The organism is Burkholderia cepacia (genome assembly GCF_001718835.1).
GTDB classification, from domain to species: Bacteria; Pseudomonadota; Gammaproteobacteria; order Burkholderiales; family Burkholderiaceae; genus Burkholderia; species Burkholderia cepacia_F.
On the sequence record NZ_CP013442.1, the window covers coordinates 65,369 to 86,683 of the forward strand.

At 69.4% G+C, this 21,315-nt stretch carries 3 protein-coding genes; all 3 read right to left on the bottom strand.

The features are described 5' to 3' along the window. Positions 1–6 precede the first annotated feature (6 nt). From WT26_RS00210 to WT26_RS00220, 3 genes are read right to left on the bottom strand one after another with little or no spacing between them, the layout of a single operon-like run. Positions 7–13,413: a hybrid non-ribosomal peptide synthetase/type I polyketide synthase gene (locus tag WT26_RS00210; protein WP_069269437.1), complete on the bottom strand. Its 13,407-nt coding sequence runs from the start codon at positions 13,411–13,413 to the stop codon at positions 7–9. Continuing rightward, the gene (locus WT26_RS00215) at positions 13,410–16,733 is read right to left on the bottom strand and encodes a type I polyketide synthase (protein ID WP_069269438.1); all 3,324 of its coding nucleotides are present in this window, start codon (positions 16,731–16,733) and stop codon (positions 13,410–13,412) included. The genes WT26_RS00210 and WT26_RS00215 overlap by 4 nt, the downstream gene beginning before the upstream one ends. Further along, entirely contained in the window at positions 16,730–21,154 is a 4,425-nt protein-coding gene (locus tag WT26_RS00220; RefSeq protein ID WP_069269439.1) for a beta-ketoacyl synthase N-terminal-like domain-containing protein, read from the bottom strand. The genes WT26_RS00215 and WT26_RS00220 overlap by 4 nt, the downstream gene beginning before the upstream one ends. Between the last annotated feature and the right edge of the window lie 161 nt (positions 21,155–21,315).

Genomic DNA, 21,315 nt, shown 5'->3' on the forward strand with positions numbered 1-21,315 from the left:
TTCTCCTTAGAATGCGCTGAGTTCGACGGCGCTCTGGCGGGTGTCGGCGCGCAGCGCGCGCTGTCCCAGCGTCAGGTTCCGGATGCGTACGCCCGGGTTGGCCAGAATCTCGCCGATCACGGACGTCAGCTCGTCGGCGAGGCCTCGCACCAGCGCTTCGCTGAAGCGCCCGGCGTGATAGACGACGCTGATCGCGAGACCCTCGTCGCGCGGCTCGGCCAGGAACCAGAAGTCGGTCGCGGCTTCCGTGTCCGCGCCTTGCTGGTTGTGGTCCGGCAACTCGGAAATGCGCACTTGCCCCGCATAGCGATCGACGGCGCCTTGCCGCTGGTTCTGCAGCGTCAGGCCGATGTCGAAGAGCGGATTGCGTCCCGGAACGCGCTTGACGTGCAGCTCGTCGAGCAGGCGATCCAGCGGATAAAGCGGGTGGGAGAACGCTTCGATGGTGGTGTCCCGCACCCGGGTCAGCAGCGTGTCGAAGCGATCGTCGCCGGCGACGCGATCGCGCAGCGCCAGCACGTTCAGATAGGGGCCGACCTGCGACTCGAGCTCGGGAAGCTCGCGGCCCGCGACCGGCGTGCCGACGACGATGTCCTCCTGGCCGGAGCGGCGGTAGAACAGCGCCTTGATCGCAGACAGCAGCGCGATGAACAAGGTCGCGCCATGGCGCTTGCCGAGCGATTCCAGCGCCGTCGTCGCGGCGGCCGGCAGTTCGAAGCGCCAGGTTTTCCAGCTCGGTGCGGCAGGCTGCTCGACGTCGCCCGGCAGTGCCAGCGCGCGCAGGTCGCCGCCCAGCTTGTTCAGCCAATAATCCTTCATGCGAGCGCCTTCCGGCCCCGCGAGCAGGCGGTTCAGCCAGCCCGCGTAGTCCTTGTACTGGATGGCGAGCGCGGGCAGCGGATTGTCCCGGCGCTCGACGAACGCGTTATAGATCTGCGACAGGTCGTCGAGCAGCACCTCCGTGGACCAGCCGTCGGTCACGATGTGATGCATCGTGCAGATGCAGACGTGACGGACTTCGGAGAGCCTGAGCAGCTTGACGCGGAACAGCGGGCCGGCGGCGAGATCCATCGGCGCGAGCCGTTCGCGGGCTTCGATCGACGCGGCCTGCGCATCGCGGTCCTCGGCATCCTGCAAATCCACGACCTCGACCGGGAACGCGGCTTCGCCGGCAGGCAGCACTTGCTGGAACGGTTGATTGCCGACCAGCACGAAACGCGTGCGCAGGATCTCGTGACGTTCACTCAACGCCCGGAACGCGCGCACGAGCGCGTCCACGTCCAGCACGCCCTCGAACAGCAGCGACGTGGGCAGCGGCCCGCCGGCTTGCGCCGCATTGAGGCGATCCTGGACCCAGAGCCGCGTCTGCGCGGGCGAGAGTTCGTATTGCGGCTGCGCGGGCAGCGGCGTCACCGGCGTGTAATCGATGGGCTGCGTATCGGCGATGCGCTTCGCGAGGCTGGAAATGGTGGGGTGCGAGAACAGGCTGCGGATTTCCAGCTTCACCTGCAGGTCGCGGCGGATGCGCGCGGCGACCTTCGTCGCGGAGAGCGAATTGCCGCCCAGCTCGAAGAAATTGGCGGTCGTGCTGATCCGGTTCTTGCCGAGCACTTCTTGCCAGATTGCCGCCAGCTGCGCTTCGAGCGCGTTGCCGGGCTCGACGTGGTCCACGCCGTCGCCGGGTTCGGGCAGGCTGGCGCGATCGAGCTTGCCGTTGGGCAGATGCGCGAACGCGGTCACGACGACGAACGCGGACGGCACCATGTAATCCGGCAGCCGCTGCTGAAGGTGCCCGCGCACCGCCTCGATCAGTTCGGCTTCGGGGTGCGACGAAAGCAGCCACGCGACGAGTCTCGCGCCGTCGTCCGCGCCGCGCAGCGCCACGACGGCTGCGTCGACCCACGGGTGCGATGCCAGCGTCGCCTCGATTTCACCGAGTTCGATGCGCAGGCCGCGCAGCTTGACCTGATGGTCGATGCGGCCGAGGAATTCGATGTTGCCGTCGGCACGGTAGCGCGCGAGATCGCCGGTGCGATAGAGGCGCGCGTGCGGGTCGGCGGAGAATGGATCGGCGATGAACTTCGCGGCGCTCAGTTCGGGCTCGCCATGATAGCCGCGCCCGACCGGCGTGCCGCCGATCAGCAGCTCGCCCGCCACGCCGACCGGCACGGGCTGCATCTGCGCGTCGACGATATAGACGCGGGTATTGGCGATCGGCCGGCCGATCGGGACGTTGCGGTGCGCGTCGTCGCGCCGGCATTCCCAGGCGGTCACGTCGACGGCGGCCTCGGTCGGGCCATAGAGGTTGTACAGCCTGGCGTCCAGGCGCTCGAAGAAGCGCTGCTGCAGGTCGTAGGGCAGCGCCTCGCCGCTGCACACGACGCGACGCAGCGACGCGCAGTGCGCGTCGAGGTCCGGATGGTCGAGGAAGGCGCGCAGCATGGACGGCACGAAATGGACGGTGGTGATCCCTTCGCGTGCAATGAGATCGACGAGGTAGTCGGTCTCGCGCTGGCCGCCGGGCCGGGCGAACACGAGGCGCGCGCCGGTGACGAGCGGCCAGAAGAATTCCCAGACCGAGACGTCGAAGCTGAACGGGGTCTTCTGCAGCACGGCATCGTCGGCGCCGAGCGCGTACGCGTGCTGCATCCAGAGGATGCGGTTGGTGACGGCGCGATGGGTATTGAGCGCGCCCTTGGGCCTGCCGGTCGAGCCGGAGGTGTAGATCATGTAGGCGAGGTTGTCGCCGCTCAGCGCGGGCGCGGGGTTGGCCGCGGGCGCGGCGGCGAACTCGTGCGCGTCGCGATCGACGACGATCAGGCGGGCGTCGGTGTCGGGCAGCGCGGGCAGCAGATGCTGCTGGGTGAGGAGCCAGCGCAGCTGGGCGTTGTCGATCATGAAGCGCACGCGCTCGGCGGGGTAGTCGGGATCGACGGGGACGTAAGCGCCGCCGGCCTTGAGGATGGCGAGCAGCGCGACGATCATGTCGAGCGAGCGCTCCATGGCGACGCCGACGAGGGAGTCGGGGGCGACGCCGAGCGCGATGAGGTGATGGGCGAGGCGGTTGGCGCGCAGGTTGAGTTCGGCGTAGGTGAGCGACGCGTCGTCATGAACGGCGGCGACGGCGTCGGGGGTGCGCTCGGCCTGCTGCTCGAACAGCCGGTGCAGCGGTTGTTCGGCGGCAGCGCCGAAATCCGTGTCGGTCCGGTTCCACTCGACGGTCAGCGTGTTCCGTTCCGCATCGCTCAGCAGCGGCAGCCGGGCAACGGCGGCCGACGCATCGCCCGCGAGACTCGTCAGCAGTTTCCGGTAGATCCCGAGGAAACGCTGCACCGTGCTCTGTTCGAACAGATCGGTGTTGTAGTCGCAATCGATCAGGAGTTCCTGCCCCGCGTCGAGCACGTTGACGTTCAGGTCGAACGCGGTATGACGGATCAGCGGGGCGACCAGGCCGACCTTCAGGCCGGGCAGTTCGGGCAGCGCCGACACGGGTTCCAGATTGAAGACCGCCGATACCAGCGGGGCGGCGTTCAGATCACGCTGCGCACCGATTTCGCGGACCAGCTCGGCGAACGGGAAATCCTGATGCTCGAGCGCGTCGAGCAGGTTCTGGCGCGTGCCGGACAGGAAGCTCGCCACGGTGGCCGCGTCCGGCAGCGTGGAGCGCAGCGGCAGCAGATGCGTGCAGTAGCCGGCGAGGCGGTCGCTGCCGGCCACGGAGCGGCCGGTCACGGGGATGCCGGTGACGATCTCCTGCTGGCCGGCGATGCGGTGCAGGAACAGATTGAAGCCCGCGAGCAGCATCATGTAGAGCGTGCAGCCGTTCTGACGGGCGGCGGCGCGCAGCGACGCGGCCTCCTCCGCATCCAGATGCAGGGACACGCGCTCGCCGTGAAACGTCTTCACCGCGGGCCGGGGGTAGTCCACCGGAAGATTCAGCGGTTCGGCGTGGCCCGCGCATTGCGCCAGCCAGTACTCGCGGTTCGCCTTCGCTTCCGGACTGTGGCGCTGGCCGTCGATCTGCTTCAGGTACTCGCGGAACTGCAGCGGCGCCGCGGCCGGCGCCGCGCCGGCATAAGCCCGCGCCAGATCCTCGAGCAGGATGCCGAACGTGGAGCCGTCGCAGATGATGTGATGGGCCGTCATCACCAGCAGGTGACGCTCGCTGCTCAGGCGCACGAGCGCGGCGCGAAAGAGCGGGCCGTTCACCAGGTCGAACGGCTGGCGGCTTTCCTGATCCCGCCACGCGTCCTGGTCCGTGTCGATCAACGGAATCTGGAGCGTCAGCGACGGATGCACGATCTGGCCCGACCCGTCCGGCGTCAGCGTGGTGCGCAGCGCCTCGTGCCGGTCGACCAGGCCCTGGACGGCCGCGCGCATCGCGGCCTCGTCGAGCCGGCCGTTCAGCTCGAGGGTGGTGTTGACGTTGTAGGCCAGCGATCCTTCGGGATCGACTTCCGACAGGACCCACAACTGCCGCTGCGCTTCGCTCAGCGCGGCAACCGTGCCGTGCTTCGAATGAGGCCGGATGAAGCCGCCCCGGCGCAGGTCGGCGACGCTGTCCTTCACCGCGCGGATGAAGCGGTCGACATCGGCGTCCGTATGCGCGGTGGACAGGAAGCAGGTGCGCCATTCCCAGATGTAGATGCCCTTTTCGAGCATGTGATAGAAGAACAGGTCGAGGTTCTCGGTGAATTCGAAGCGGAACATCGAGCCGAACCACGTGACCTTGATCGGCGCCTCGGCCTCCGCGAAGAACGCGTTCAGCGTGGCGGCGATTTGCGCGGTCCGTTCGTTGAGCGTGGCCTGCAGCGCCGGACCTTCCTGCTCGATCTTCTCCAGCACGGCCAGCGCGGCCGACATGGCGAGCGGATACTGGCAGAAGGTGCCGCCGAACGCCGTGCGGTCCGCGGCGGGGAACGAGTGGTCGCCGTAGGTCCACATGCCGCCGTCGATCGCGTCCATGAAGCGTCGGGAGCCGGCGATGACGCCCAGCGGCAGGCCGCCGCCGATGATCTTGCCGTAGGTCGCGAGATCGGCCCGAATGCCGAACATGGCCTGCGAGCCGCCCGGATGGACGCGGAAGCCGGTGATCATTTCGTCGAAGATCAGCGCGGCCCCGGCCTCCTCGGTGATGCGGCGCAGCTCCTTGAGGAATGCGACGGGCTGCAGCGACGGGTTGCGGCTCTGCACCGGCTCCACCAGCACGGCGGCGATCGTCGACGCCATGCCGCGGATGGTCTCGAGCGCGGCGTCGCTGCCGTAGTCGAGCAGGACCATGTTCTCGACCGAGCCGAACGGCACGCCGGGGGCCATGGCTTCCGTCACGCCTTCCGCGTTCGCCGCGGCGAGCGTGCCGTCCGCATGGCCGTGATACGAATGCGTGAACATCACGATCTTGTCGCGCCCGGTCACGGCGCGCGCGAGCCGCATGGCGGTCATCACCGCCTCGGTGCCGGTGTTCGAGAAGGCGACGCGATCGAGGCCGGTGACGCGGGCGAAGCGCGCGGCCACTTCGCCGACGAGGCTGGAGCGCGCGCCCAGTTCGAGCGGACGCTGCCATTCGCGGGTGACCTGCTGCTGGATGAATTCCGGCGTGTGGCCGAACAGATGCACGCCGAAGCCCATCGTGAAATCGATGTACTCGTTGCCGTCGATATCCCACAGCCGCGAACCGGCCGCGCGATCGCCGACGATCGGATACAGCATCTCCTTGGTCGAGAAGCGGAAGCCAACCGTGGCGCGGCTGTCGGCCAGCACCGAGCGGGACGCCTGCACCGAGTCCTTCGATTTCCGGGTGCGCGTGGTGTAGCGCACGATCAGCGCTTCGAGATGCTCCTGCTGCACGGCGGTCAGGCCGCGCGCCCGTTGTTCGACCGGGCTGCCCCACGGCATCATGGGCTTGCGGGGCTGATTGTCCGAGGCAGGCGCAGCCGGAGCCGCGACCGCAGGCGCGGGTTTCGTTGCGGGCGCAACGGCATGGACCGCAACGGCGGCCTTCGGCGCGACGCTCGCGACGGCTTGCGCGGCGACCGTCGGCCGAACGTCGGCATGGCCGGTCAGCGACGTGCGCAGCAGCTCCATTTGCTGGCTCATGACGTGGGACAGCAGTTGATTCTGTTCGCGCAACACCCGCTCGACCGTGGAGCCGCCTTCGGCCGCGACCCATTCCACCGGGGCCGCCGGGGCGGCGGCGAGCGGCGCAGGCACCGCCGCAAGGAGCGGCGCGGCGGCCGTTGCGGACGGTTCGGCCGCTGCCGCGGGCGGCGCGTCCTCCGCCGGCAGGTTGTCGGCGACGTACTCGGCCAGCGCCTGCACCGTCGCCAGGTCTTCGAAGAAGCGGCGCATCACCAGCTTCACGCCGTACTGCTTCTCGATGTGCCGGATCGCCTCGATCAGCACGATCGAGTCGGCGCCCATTTCCAGGAAGGGCAGGTCGATGTTGATGGTGGAGGGATCGGCCTGGATCAATTCGCCGATCTTGCCGCGAAGCCATTCGAGAACCTCGCCGATACGGTTGAGCGTCGGCGTTGCGGCGATGGGAAGTGCGCTTGTCTGGGTCATGGACGTGTCCGCTTTCTGGAACCAGGTACGACTGCGTTGGAAGGGATAGGACGGCAATGCGACGCGCGTGAGCGCGGGTGTTTCGGTTGAGGCCCAATCGACGTCGACGCCGTGGGCGTAAAGACTCGACAGCGCTTCGACCAGGGCTTGCTGCTCCACTTGCGGCCGCTGCAAGCCGAGGAACTGGATGCCGGCGTCCGGCGCGCAGCAGGCGCGCGCCAGGTTGACGAGCACCGGCTTGGGGCCGATTTCGACCAGCAGGTTGAATCCGGCTTCGACAAGGCGCTCGACGCTGCTCGCGAACTGCACCGGCTCCCGGCAGTGACGGCGCCAGTATTCGTCGGTGGGCGCCTCGTCCATCACGGCGCCCGTGAGATTGGAATAGAACGGGATCGCCGGGCGCGCGACGCGCACCGCTTTCGCCGCGGCCTGGAACTCGTCCAGCATCGGCTCGAGCAGCGGCGAGTGGAACGCGTGCGACGTATTGAGCGGCACGGACCGGATGTCTTGCGCGGCGAACGCGTCGACCAGCATCGCGATGCGCTCGCGCTTGCCGGAGATCACGATGCTGGCCGGGCCGTTGACGGCAGCCACCGCCACCTCGTGCGGATAGGCGTCGATTGCGCGCTCGACCGTGGCGAGGTCCGCGAAGATGGCCGCCATCTCGCCGTCGCGGGGCAGCGCCTGCATCAGCCGGCCGCGTTCGGCGATCAGCCGCAGGCCGTCTTCCGGCGAGAAGATGCCGGCCGCGCAGGCGGCCGCGTACTCGCCGACGCTGTGTCCCATCACGGCGTCGGGCGTCACGCCGAACGACGCCAGCAACGTGGTGAGCGCGTACTGCAGCGAGAACAGCGCCGGCTGGCTATAGCCGGTCTGGTGAATGTCCTCGTTGCGGGCGGACAGCACCTCGAGCAACGGCTTGTCGAGCAGCGGGTCGGCCACCGCGCGGCAGCGGTCGATCGCGTCGCGGAACACCGGATACGCGTCGTACAGGCGGCGGCCCATGCCGGCGTATTGCGAACCCTGGCCGGTGAACAGGAACGCCATCTTCACCCGGGGCGCGGGCTGCGTCGCGGCGGCGGGTTCTTTCGCCTGGAACGCGCGCAGCTTTTCGACGGCGTCCTCGAGCGACGACACCGGCAGCGCCAGCCGATGCGCGAAATGCGAGCGGCCGGTCGACGCCGAATACGCCACGGCCGCGATATCGAGACCGGGTTCGGCTTCGAGCCGCCGCTGATAGCGCGCGGCAAGCTCGCGCAATGCCGCCGGCGTCTTGGCCGACAGGACCAGCGGATGCACGTTGTGCCTCGACGGCGTCGCCTGCCGCGCCGGCGCGGGCGCTTCCTCCAGCACCAGGTGCGCGTTGGTGCCGCTCGCGCCGAACGCGCTGACGCCGGCTCGCCGTGGCTGCGCGCCGCGCGGCCACGCGCTCGCCTCGGCGCAGACCTCGATCGGCAGCGCGTCCCAGCGCACCAGCGGGCTCGGGTGGCGGAAATGCAGATGGGCGGGGATGCGCTCGTGGTTGAGCGACAGCACGACCTTGATGACCCCCGCGATGCCGGCGGCGGATTCCGTGTGGCCGATGTTGGTTTTCACCGAGCCGACGCGCAGCGGCCTGCCCGCGTCGCGGCCGGCGCCGAACACCGTCGCGAGCGCCTGCACCTCGATCGGATCGCCGAGCGCGGTGCCGGTGCCGTGCGCTTCCACGTAATCGACGGACGCGGCGGGAATCCCGCCCAGCGCCTTGCGGATCACTTCTTCCTGCGCGCGCCCGTTCGGCGCGGTAAAGCCGCTCGACGCACCGTCGTGGTTGACGGCCGAACCGCGCAGCACGGCCAGCACGCGATCGCCCGCGGCGAGCGCATCGGACAGGCGCTTGAGCACGAGCGCGCCGCAGCCTTCGCTGCGCACGAAGCCGTCCGCCGCCGCGTCGAAGGTCTTGCAGCGGCCGTCCGGGGCCAGCGCCCGCGTGCGCGACACGGCGATCGAGTTGTCCGGCGAAAGAATCAGGTTGACGCCGCCCGCGATGGCGAGATCGCACTCGCCGGTGCGCAGGTTCTGGCTCGCGGTATGGATCGCGGTGAGCGACGACGAGCAGGCGGTGTCGATCGCCATGCTCGGGCCTTGCAGGCCCAGCCCGTAGGAGATGCGGCCGGCCGCCGTGTTGAGCGGATTGCCGGTGAAGAAATAGCCGTCGATGCCGCTGCCGCCGCCGTTGCGAAGCTGCAGATTCGCGTAATCGTTGGTGGTGATGCCGACGAACACGCCGGTGCGGCTGCCCTTCAGGCTGTCGACGGGAATGCCGGCATGCTCCAGCGCTTCGTGGCTGACTTCGAGCAGCAGGCGCTGCTGCGGGTCCATCGCGGCCGCCTCGCGCGGCGTGATGCGGAAAAACGCCGGATCGAACTGGTCGACGCCGTCGAGAAAACCGCCGAAGCGGCAATACATGCGGCCCGGCGCTTCGGGATCGGGATCGTAGTACGCGTCGATGTCCCAGCGCTCGCGCGGCACTTCGGAAATCGCGTCCACGCCGTCGTTCAGCAACTGCCAATAGGCGTCGAGATCGTGCGCGGCGCCCGGAAAGCGGCAGCTCATGCCGACGATCGCGATCGGCTCCGGCGTGCCGGCCTCGCGCGTCGCAACGGCGGGCGCTGCAGGCCGCGGCGATACGGCTTGCGCCGACGCCGTCGGCGCGGCGGGCGCGTCCGGCGCGGTGGCGGACGACTGCTCCGCCAGGAAATCCGCGAGCGCGTTGACCGTCGGATGATCGAACAGCAGCGCGACCGGCAACGGCGCGCCGAGCGCTTTTTCGAGGTGCGCGCGCAGGTCCACCGCCATCAGCGAATCCATGCCCATCTCGAAGAACCCGCGGTCGCGGTCCGGCGTCGCCGAGCCGAAGCCGAGCACCTGCGCAACCGCGCGGTCGATGGCGTCCGCCAGCAGGCGCTTGCGCTCGCGGGGGGATTTGTCGCTCAGCGCGGGCATCGCCGGCGCGCTCGGCGGGGTTGCGTCGACCCGCACGCGGTCGAGGAAGGGCTTCGGTCCGCGCGCCTCGTAGGAGCCCTGGAACAGCGCGAGGTCGATGTCGACGACCGCCACCTGGGGCACGGCGGGGAGATGATCGAGCACGTCGAGCGCGCGATCCGCCGCCAGCGACTTGATGCCGACGCGTCGCAGCAGCGCCTCGGCCTCCGGGAACGTCATGCCGCCCTGCGCCCACGGCCCCCAGTTCACGCTCGAGGCCGGCAGGCCCAGATGGCGGCGATGATGCGCGAGCGCGTCGAGGAAGCGGTTCGCGGCGCTGTAGTGCGCCTGGTCGCGCGAGCCCCACGCGGACGCGATCGACGAAAACAGGATGAAGAAGTCGAGCGGGAACGGTTCGCTGTGCTGATGGAGCAGCCATGCGCCGGCGACCTTCGGTTGCAGGACGGCTTCCAGTTCCTCGCGCTCGACCTGCATGATCGGCTTGTAGCCGACGATGCCGGCCGCATGCACGATGCCCCGCAGCGGCACGCGTTCGCGCCGGAGCGTGGCGAAGCAATCCGTGACGGCCGCCGGGTCGGTGATGTCGAGGCGCTCGCAACGGACGGTCACGTTCCGGTCGCGCAGCTCGGCGATCGCCCGCTGGCTCTCGTCGCTCGCGGCCCCTTGCCGGCCGACCAGGATCAGCGTGCCTGCGCCGTGCGCCGCCAGCCACCTGGCGGTGTGCAGCCCGAGCGCGCCGAACCCGCCGGTGATCAGGTAGGCCGCTTCCGGGTCGACCCGCAGCGCGGCCGTTTCGGCTGGCGCGAGCGGGCTCAGGCGCGCGACGTAGCGCGCGCCTTGCCGCAAGGCCACCTGTTCTTCGCGGCTCTCGCCGAGCACCTCGTGAAGCAGCGCCTGCGTCTCGTCCTCCGGCGCGGCCGGATCGAGATCGATCGCGGTGCCGAACCATTCCGGATGCTCGATCATCGCGCCCCGCGCCAGGCCCGCCAGCGCAGCCTGCGCGAGTCCCGACACACGGGGCGTTTCGCCGGCCTCCACCGCGTCGCGCGTGACCACCCAGATCCTGGGCCGGGCCGACGCCGCCCACTCGCGCTCGTCGCTGCCCAGCGCGCGCACGAGATGCAGCAGCGCCGTGGACATGCGCGACGCGCCGACGGTTTCGTCCAGCGCCCACAAGAAGACGATGCGCTGCCCGGGAGCGGCGGCCTCCTGCAGCAAGCGGACGAAATGGTCCGGCTGCTCGGGCGCGACTTGCCAGGCTGCGTCTGCTTCCGCGGGGGCGCGATAGTCGCGGCCGGCGCGGACCAGCGCGCAGGATGCGCCGCGCGCGCGCAGCAGCGCCGCGAACCGGTCGCCTGCGCCGCTCTCGTCCGCGAAGATCAGCCACGGCGACGCGTCGGCGGCGAACCGGGCCGCCGGCAACGCGGCTTGCTGCTCCCACACCACGTGATAGAGCGGGTTTGCGTCCGGGGCGGCGGTTTCGGCGGGGGCGAACGCAGTCTGAAGCAGTTCCGGGAATGCGTTCAGCACCTCTTCCGAATACTTGCCGGACGTCTTGAGACGCCGGGACGCTTCCTCGATGCTGCCGGCATCCATGCCGACGACGGGCGAGCGGTTCTTTTCCAGACTGAAGCGCTGGCGCTCGAACGGGTAGTTCGGCAAGGTCGTGGCGGGCTGGGCGGGCGCCGAGAACAACGCGTTCCAGTCGAACTGCCAGCCCTGCACATACAGGGCCGCGAGCGCGCGCTCCAGTGCGTGGCCGGCGCATGGCGGCGGCAGCCAGCCGTCGGCGAGCCCGTCCGGCGTGCGCGGCGCGTCGGCCTGATCCGGCCGCCCGGCCAACTGCAGCCAGTACTGCGGATGCGTGACCTCGTCGGTCACCTCGGTGCCGACACTGCCGGAAATCAGGCGGACTGACGGCCGTGCGAGCGCCATGTCCTGCAGCGCGGCGCGCAACGCGTCGGAATCGGACCGGGCGGCCACGAGGCGCAGCGCGTCGGCCAGGCTCACGACACCCGCTACGCAGGCCGCGACATATTCGCCGATGCCATGGCCCGACACGACGGAGGGACGGATGCCCCATGCGTTCCACAGTTCCGCCCACGCGAAGTGGATCGCGAAGCGGCCCGCATCGGTATCGAGCGCCGACAGCGGCACCGAGCAACGCTCGAAGGCTGCGCGGAAATGCGGTTCCGACGCGTGCAGTTCGCGCGCGACGCCGGTGTCCAGCGACGCGAACATGAAGCCCATGCGCGTGGCCTTGCCCGCGCGCGCCGAAGTCGTCGCCGGTTCCCGCATGCCCGACACATAGGCGGCGCGAAACGGATAGTGGCTCCGTCCCACGGCGGCGGCGCGGCAGATCGCGGCCAGCTCGTGCGGCGGCGCGCCGGCGATCGCGCGCTCGTAGCGTTGCGCGAGCGCCGTCAGCGCCGCTTCGGACCGGGCCGACAGCAGCAGCAGCGAACGCTGCGCATCGTGCGCCGGCGCGACCGGCGGTTCCTCGACGATCGCGTGGGCATTGGTGCCGCTGAAGCCGAACGCGCTCAACCCGGCGACGCGCCTGCGTTCCCCGCGCGGCCACGCGACCGGATCGGCCGCGACGCGGATCGGGATGTCCTGCCACGGCGTATGCGGATTGGGTTGCGTGAAATGCAGATGCGCAGGAATCCTGTCGTGCTCGAACGACAGCAGCACCTTGATCAGCCCGGCGATGCCGGAGGCCGACTCCAGATGCCCGATGTTGGTCTTGACCGAGCCGATCACGAGCGGCTCGGAGGCCGCGCGCCCGGGGCCATAGACGCCGGCCAGCGCCTCGACCTCGATCGGGTCGCCGAGGGAGGTCCCGGTGCCGTGGGCCTCGACATACGAGACGTCGCCGGGCGCGAGGCCGGCCTGGTTCAGCGCGCGGCGGATCACGCGCTCCTGCGAATCGCGGCTCGGCACGGTCAGCCCGCCGCCCGCGCCGCCCTGGTCGACCGCCGTGCCGCGCACGATGCCGAGCACCCGGTCGCCGTCGGCGAGCGCGTCGGCGAGGCGCTTGAGCACCACCATGCCGCAGCCTTCGCCGCGCACGTAGCCGTCCGCCGCCGCGTCGAAGGTCTTGCAGCGCCCGTCCGGCGACAGCATGCGCGCCTGCGAGAAGCTGACCATGACCTCGGGCGAGAGCATGAGATTGACGCCGCCCGCGAGCGCCATGCTGGTTTCGCGCGAGCGCAGGCTTTCGCAGGCGAGGTGCAGGCAGACCAGCGACGACGAGCAGGCGGTGTCGATCGCCATGCTCGGGCCGGTGAGGCCCAGCACGAACGACAACCGGCCCGCGGCCATGTTCAGCGCGCTGCCGGTGCCGGCGTAGCTGCTCGACGGCGTCGACGCATTGGACACCTGAATGGCATGGTCGAAGCAGGTGATGCCGACGTACACGCCCGTGGCGGACTGCCTGAAGCGCTCGGGCGCGAGATGGGCGTTTTCGAGCGCCTCCCAGGCCACTTCGAGCAGGAGCCTTTGCTGCGGATCGAGGTAGGTGGCCTCGCGCGGCGCGATCCCGAAGAACGCCGCGTCGAATTGATCCACGCGCTCGATGAAGGCGCCGTGGCGGGTCGCCATCTTGCCGGGCGCGGCCGGGTCCGGGTCGTAATAGCGGTCGATGTCCCAGCGTTCGCGCGGCACTTCGGTGACGGCGTCGCGCGCGTGGTCGAGCAGCTGCCAGAACGCGGCCGGCGTATCGCTGCTGCCGGGAAAGCGGCAAGCCATGCCGATGACGGCGATCGGCTCGTTGCGGTCCGAACGCAGCGCCGCGATTTCCGCGCGCCGCAGGCGCAGTTCGTCGAGCGCGGCTTTCAGTGCTTGAGTGGCCTTGGCGTTCATTGTGCGCCGATCTCCTGGGCGATCAGTTCGGAAAGGTCGTCCTCGTCGAGGTCGTCGGATGCTTCGTCGACGACGGGCGCAGGAAGCGACGGCGACAGTTCGTTGAGCACGTATTGGGCGAGCGTCTGCAGGTTCGGATAGGAAAACAGCAGCGTGGCGCGAAACGGTTTCCCGAACACCTTGGTGAGGCTGTCGGTCAGTTCGAGCGCGATCAGCGAATTCAGGCCGAGATCGAACAGCGATTGCTCGGGCGCGATGGCGTCGGCGCCGGAGAGGCGAAGGGTCTTGGCCAGCATCTGCGCGAGCGTGCCGGTGACGAGCTCGATCCGCTCGCGCGGCGCGCACGAACGGAGCTGGCGCAGCAGTTCGGTCTCTTGCTGCGCCGGCTGGGCGGCCGGTTGCGCCAGTTCGGAAAACAGCGCCGACCCGGCGGCCGGCGCATCGACCCGGAACAAGGTCGGCCAGTCGATCCGGGCCACCCCGGACTGGACGACGCCGGACGCCATCAGCCGCTCCAGCGCCGCGATCGCCAGTTCGGGCGACAGCGTGCCGACGCCGAGCCCGGCCAGTTGCTCGTGGGCGCGCCGCCCATAGTCGGTGGCGGCGTGGCCGATCTCCGCCCACGGCCCCCAATTGACGCTGAGGCCCGGTTTTCCCTGCGCGCGCCGATGATGCGCGAGGGCGTCGAGGAAGCCGTTCGCCGCGGCGTAGTTGCCCTGGCCCGGCATGGTGAGCAGCGCGGCCATCGACGAGAACAGCACGAAATGGTCGAGCGGCAGGTCGGCCGTCAGCTCGTGCAGATACCAGGCCCCGTCGGCCTTGCCGCTGCCGGCGCGATGGAAGGCATCGTCGTCCTGGCGCATCAGCAGCGCATCGTCGAGCGTGCCGGCGAGGTGGAAAACGCCCTTGAGCGGCGGCATCGAGCGTGCGATTTCGCTGATCGCTGCGGCGACGTCCTCACGACGCGACAGATCGGCGCGAATGACCCTAGCGTCGAGCGTGCGCAGGATTTTTTCGGCCGCGGGGGACGGCTCGCCGCGCCCGAGCAGCGCGATCTTGCCGGCGCCGTTGGCGGCGAGCCAGGACGCGAGCCGCAGGCCGAGCCCGCCGAGCCCGCCGGTCACCAGATAGGTCGAGTCGCCGTGGAACCTGATCGGGCGGTGACTGACGAATTCGCGATTGTCGCGGGCGATGCGCGCGACGTAACGCTGTTCGCGGCGATACGCGATCATGTCTTCGCGGCCGCCGGCCCGAACCGCTTGCACGACGTGCGCCGCGGACGGCTGCGCGGGATCGAGGTCGACGAGCCCGCCCCACAGCGCGGCATGCTCGACGGCGATCGCGCGGCCCAGTCCCCACAAGGGCGCCTGCGCGACGGCCGTCGATTCGCCTTCCAGCACGTTCATCGCGCCCGACGTCACCAGCCACAGACGCGCCTGCCCGGCCGACGCGGCGCGTGACGCAAGCGTCCTGAGCAGTTGCAGCACGCTCGTGCTGGCATGCCGTCTCGCCGCGATGTCGGACGGATCGAGATCGAGGCTCCACAGGTGGATGACGCCCTTCAGCGGCCGGTCGAGCGCGGGCAGGTGCGGCGTCGCGTCCGCGAAGTACAGCGCGCACGTATCGCCCGCGCTTTCCAGCAGCGCCGCCACTTGCGCGCCGACGCCGCCGCGGTCCGCGAGAATCAGCCACTCGCCATGCGCCGAGCCGCCGGTTGCCGCGTCGCCGCTCGACGGTCGCCAGACGCGCTGATACAGCAGCGCGGCGACCTCTTGCCGTCCGACGGTTTGCGCGGAACGCACGTGCTGCAGCCGCAGCGCGTCGATCTCGATCAGCAGTCGTCCGGCGAGGTCATAGACGCGGATATCGCCCTCCAGCGCATCTTGCCCGACCGGCTTGCGCAGCGTGGCATGACTCCACGCATCGGCCGACGACGGCGGCTGATGCACGCGCACCGCGCCGATCGAACTGGGCAGGTACATGCCGCCGTCGTTCAGCGCATCCGCGTCGATCGCGGCGGCGAGCACGCGGCTGCACGCGTCGAGGAACGCGGGATGCACGTGGTATTGCGACGACGCCAGCGCATCGGCAGGCAGGCTGATTTTCCCCAGCGCCTCGCCGGCGGTGCGCCAGATCTGCCGGATCGCGTCGAACACGCCGTCGATCTGAACGCCGTGTTGGCGGATTTCGCCATTGAAGTCCGCGCCCGATGCCGTTTCGGTGCAGCGGGCCTGCACCGAAGCGGCATCGAATCGCCGTGGCGCGGCGGACGGCGTGGATGCGCACATCTCCCGCAGCCGGCGCAATTGCGGCAGATTGCCGAGGATCAGCTCGACCGGCGGACCGAAATCGAGCAGGCAGGCCACTTCATCCACGCCGATCGATTCCAGGTCCCGCACCAGCTCGACGCAGGTTTCCGGGGTGCCGATGAGGCCGCGCGATTGCGCGAAGCGTTCATAGAGAAACTCGACGAACTCGTCCAGCTCGCGCGCGCCCATCGCGCGCACGTCCACCGACTGGCCGCGGCTTTGCGCCAGCCCGTTCAGCAGGCCGATATTGCTGCGGATGTAGTTGCAGAACGGCGCGCGCGCCTGCTCGCGCACCTGCGCCGGGTCCGCGCCGACGAACGTGTGCAGCATCACGGAGACGGTGCCCGCCGCCGGATCGAAGCCGTGCTTCGCGCGCGCGTCGCGGTAGAGCGCGATCTTGTGGGCGAGCTGATCCCGATCCTGGTCGAGCACGTGGGTCAGCAGGTTGGCGCCGACTTCCCCGGCGAGGACGAAGGTCTGCGGGTTGCTGGCGGCGGTCACCCAGACGGGCAGCTCCGGCTGCACCGGCGTCGGGTAGATGCGCAGCTGCACCGGCTTGCCGACGCCGTTGCGCGCATCCAGCGTGCCGCCGCGCCACAGATGCTGAACGGCGCGCATCGCGGTCAGCATCTCGTCCTGCCGCGTCGCGTACTTTTCCGGGGCGAACACGAAATCGTCAGGATTCCATCCGGACGCGAACGAAACGCCCACGCGGCCGTTCGACAGGTTGTCCACCATCGACCACTCTTCCGCGATGCGGATCGGGTTGTGCAGCGCGCCGACCACGCTGCCCGCGAGCAGCCTCACGCGTTGGGTGGACGCGGCGAGCGCGGCGTGCAGCACGGCGGGATTGGGGTACAGCGAGCCGAATTCGGTGAAATGGCGCTCCGGCACCCAGACGCTGGAAAACCCGTTCGCATCGGCGAAGCGGGCGCTTTCCATCACGAGCCGGTACTTGTTGCCGGACAACGCCTCTTCACTGCTGGCGAAGAACATCAGGCCGAACTTCATGCGTGACTCCAATCCGATTCGTGAATTTCGGCACTGGCGCACATCTGCCATGTCGCGGCGGCGCTCGTGTCCTCGATCCGGTGATAGACGGCAAACGAAAACGGTCCCCCGGACTGACGGCTCAGCACGGTCTGCACGGTGCGCGATTCATGCGGATGCAGCGGCAACGGCGCATGCAGCGCGAGGTCCTTCAACGTGGCATGGCCGGCGGAACCGATCTGCGACGCGGCCGCCAGCGCCATTTCCACATAGGCGGAATAGGGCAGCACGGGCGCGCCCTTGACGCGATGCCCGCCGAGAAACGCGGTGGCCGGCGCGTCGAGGCGCGACTCCCAGATCCACGTGCCGGGCGTGTGCGCGTGCTGCTCCTTGAGGCGCCCGAGCAGCGGATGCCGGGGCTCGCGCGCGGGTATCCAGAAGCCGCGACGCTCGAACGGGTAGGTCGGCAGCGTGAGCCGCCGGTGCGGGCCGTCCTGCTCGACCGCATGCCAGTCGATGGATGCGCCACGTACATAGAGCTCGGCGAGCGTGTGCAGGATCGTGTCCCACGCGGCCGTGCGCGCGCCGATCTCGATCACGATGCTTCCGGCCGCATCGCCGTCCGGCGCCGGCGGCACGTCCGCAAACGAGGCCGCGGCGCGATGCCCGTCGCCGGTGCTGCGAACCGCTTGCGGCGTGATGCCGAAGGACGTCCATAGCTGCGCGAGCGCGCACTGGAATGCCGTGAACCGTGCTTCGGAAGCGTCGAGCCCGGACGCTTCGCGTTGCCGGTCCATCAGTGTGCGGAAAGCGGGGCTGGCCGCGCGCAATTGGCGCTCGGCCTCGGCGCTGCCGCCATCGTCCGCGCAAAAGTGGAAAGTCACCGTGGGCGGCGTTTCGGCGCTCGCGCCGGCCGAGACGGCATGCAGTTGCGAACGCAACGAATCGAGACTCGACGCGACGACGGCGGCGCGCCGCGAGAAATGGGTGCGCCCGGTGTTCGCCGTGAACGCGACGTCCGGCAAACGGACCTCGGGATGGGCGTCGAGATACGCCGCATAGGACGTCGCCAGGGCCTGCAACGCTTCGGGCGTGCGCGCGGAGAGCGTCACGACGCGCGCCGCAGGTGCCGTGAGCGCCGCCGGATCGGCTTCGATCTCCCCGGGCCGCGGCGGCGCTTCGGACAGGATCATGTGCGCGTTGGTGCCGCCGAAGCCGAACGAACTCACGCCGGCCATGCGCGGCCCGTGCTCCGCATGCCAGGGCGTGACCTGCTGCGGAATACGGAAGGGCGTGCCGTCGAGCGCGATATGAGGGTTGAGCGACCGGAAATGGAGGTTCGGCGGAATGGCGCGATGGTGCAGCGCCAGCGCGGTCTTGATCAGGCTGGCGATGCCCGCCGCCGATTCCAGATGGCCGATGTTGGTCTTGACCGAACCGATCCAGCAGAGATCTTCCGGGCGACGCGATCCGCCCAGGACCGCCGTCAGCGAATTCAATTCGATGGGGTCGCCAAGCGGCGTTCCCGTCCCGTGCGCCTCGACGAAGCCGACGTCCTGCGCCCGCACGCCGGCATCGCGCAGCGCACTGTCGATCACGGCCTGCTGGGCCGGACCATTGGGCGCGGTCAGGCCGTTGCTGCGGCCGTCCTGGTTCACCGCCGAGCCGCGGATCACCGCGAACACGGTGTCGCCGTCCTTGACGGCATCGTCGAGACGCTTGAGCAGCACCATGCCCACGCCTTCGCCGCGCACATAGCCGTTGGCTGCCGCGTCGAACGCCTTGCATCGGCCGTCCGACGACAGCATGCCTGATTGCGTGAAGGAGGCGCTCAACTGCGGCGCCAGGATCAGGTTGGCGCCGCCGGCGAGCGCCGCATCGCACTCGCCGCGCTGCAGCGCGCGGCACGCCTGATGAGCCGCGACGAGCGACGACGAGCACGCGGTGTCGACCGCCCAGCTCGGGCCGCGCAGGTCGAGCGTGTAGGAAATGCGGTTGGCGGCGACGCTCAGCGCATTGCCGGTCGCGACATAGGGGCCGACGTCCGCGGCTTCTTCCTGCGCCAGACGGACGTAGTCCGCATTGCTGATGCCGACGATGACCGCGGTGCGTCCGCCGGCGAGACGCCGTGGTGCGATGCCCGCGTGCTCGAACGTCTCCCAGGCGACCTCGAGCAGCAGGCGCTGTTGCGGGTCCATCGCCTCGGCTTCGCGGGCGCTGATGCCGAAGAAGTCCGCATCGAACTGGTCGACCTGCTCGAGCAGTCCGGTGGCCGGAAGGTTGGCGGCGCGCGGGTTCGACGCGCCGACCGCGTCGCGGCCTTGCAGCAGAAGCTGCCAGAACGCGTCGGGATGATCGGCGCCGGGGAAGCGGCATCCGATGCCGACGATGGCGATATCCGCGCGCGCTTCGGCGCAAGCGCGCGCCGTTTCCGAGCGCGCATTCGCGGCGCCGCTCAGATGGCGCGCCAGCAGGGAAATACTCGGAAAATCGTAGACGACCGTAGGGGAAACCGGCTGCCCAAGCCAGTCCTGCAACTCGCCCGTGAGCATGATGGCGTCTTTCGAGTCGAGCCCGTAGGCGCTGAACGGCGCGTCGGGGTCGAGATCGCCGGGCGCGATGCCCGACAGACGCGCGACATGCTCGACGAACCATTGCACCAGCGCCTGCGTGCCGCGTGCGGCAGCGGTCGCGACGGGCGCGTATTCCGCGGAGACCGCACGCCGCCACTCGCCCGCGATCGCGAGCCCCTGTCCGTTCAGGAATGCCTGCCGGGTTCGGCTCCGCTGGATTTTTCCGCTGGACGTGCGCGGGATCGTGGCGGGCTTCAGCAGGATCGCCGCATACAGGTCGACGTCATGCGCTTCGGCGAGCGTGCGCCGGATCTCCGCGGCGACGGCTTCGGCGTTCAGCGTGTTGAGCGCTTCGCGGCGCACTTCGCATGCGATGACGACCCGCTCCACGTCGTCGACGGTGATCGAGAAGGCCGCCGACGCGTTGGGCGCCAGCGCCGGGTGGCTTCCCTCGGCGGATTGTTCGAGATCCTGAGGGTAGTGATTGCGGCCGGCGATGATGATGAGGTCTTTCAGGCGGCCGGTGACGAAGAGGTCGTCGCCGTCGACGAAGCCGAGATCGCCCGTGCGCAGGTAACGCGCGTCGTCACCGTCCAGCCTCGCGTGAAAGGTGCGCTCCGTTTCCTCGGGGCGGTTCCAGTAGCCGACGCCGACGCTCGGGCCGGTCACCCAGATTTCGCCGATCCGGCCCGGCGGGCACGGCTGGCCGGTCTCCGCGTTCACGATCCGCAGGCGGTGCTCCGCCCAGGCCCGGCCGCACGAGACGAGCGCATGGGGCTTGCCGCCCGCGCTTTTCGTCGCCACGCCTTGCGCCAGCCCGTCGGCGTCGAAGTCGGCCACGAGCGGCAGCGAGCGTGCCGGCTGGCCGGTGATGAACAGCGTCGCCTCGGCCATGCCGTAGACCGGGCGCATCGTATGCGCGTGGAAGCCGCACGACGCGAATGCGCGCGAGAAACGCGCCACCGTGTCGGCACGCACCGGCTCCGCGCCGTTGAAGGCAACCTGCCAGCTGCTCAGATCGAGCTGCGCCTTGGCATCGTCGGAAATCTTGCGCGCGCACAGGTCATAGGCAAAGTCCGGCGCGGCGCAATGCGTGCCGCGATACTTCGTGATCGCCTGCAGCCAGCGGATGGGCTTCTGCACGAAAGCCGCCGGCGCCATCAGCACCGACAGCACGCCGAGATGGATCGGCAGCAGCACTTTCCCGAAGAACCCCATGTCGTGAAACACGGGGAGCCAGCTGACGAACACGGTCGACGCGTCGGCATTGCTCGCCTCGGCGATGACCGCCATGTTGCTCAGGATGTTCGCGTGGCTGATCATCACGCCTTTGGGCGTGCCGGTGGAGCCCGACGTGTATTGCAGAAGCGCGAGCGTCTGCGGCGTGATGTCCGGCGCGCGCCATTGCCCGGCCGGCGCGTCGAACCCCTGATCCGTCGCAAGGATCTTCAGTTCCAGTGTGTCGGAATAGCCATCCTCGTGATGCGCGATGCCGTCGAGCGTGGCGGCGTCGGTCAGCGCGACGACCGGCCCGGCGTCGGCGACGATCGACTTGAGACGATCGGCCGGACGATGCCTGCGCGGAGGATAGGCCGGCACGCCGATCAGGCCGGCGTACAGGCATCCCGCCCATGCGCTGATGAATTCCAGCCCGGGCGGATAGACCAGCAGCACGCGATCGCCCGGTTGCGCCATGCCCTGCAATCTGGCGGCGATGCCGCGGGCCCGCTGGTCCAGGTCGCCGAACGTCAGCCGGGTCAGCTCCGCTTCGCCGTTGTCGAGAAAAATGAATGCCGTTTTCTCCGGCGTGTCATGGCCGCGAAATTGCAATAATTCCGTAACAGTCCTGAATTTCATTTCGGGAAGCATACGAAACCTTCGTTGTCTGCAGAGCATTGATTTGGATGCACGCCACCTTGGGGCCGGTTAGCGTTCATTCCGATGGGCAACGGCAGGCTGTCCTGCGCGAAGCAGATTGAGATCCGGCGTGGCGAACGAGATAAAGCATCGCCTCCGTCTCGATTGAATGA

Excerpts from the sequence above, each read along its gene's own strand:
- WT26_RS00210 (WP_069269437.1), bottom strand. The coding sequence starts at position 13,413 with ATGAACGCCAAGGCCACTCAAGCACTGAAAGCCGCGCTCGACGAACTG.
- WT26_RS00215 (WP_069269438.1), bottom strand. The coding sequence starts at position 16,733 with ATGAAGTTCGGCCTGATGTTCTTCGCCAGCAGTGAAGAGGCGTTGTCC.
- WT26_RS00220 (WP_069269439.1), bottom strand. The coding sequence starts at position 21,154 with ATGCTTCCCGAAATGAAATTCAGGACTGTTACGGAATTATTGCAATTT.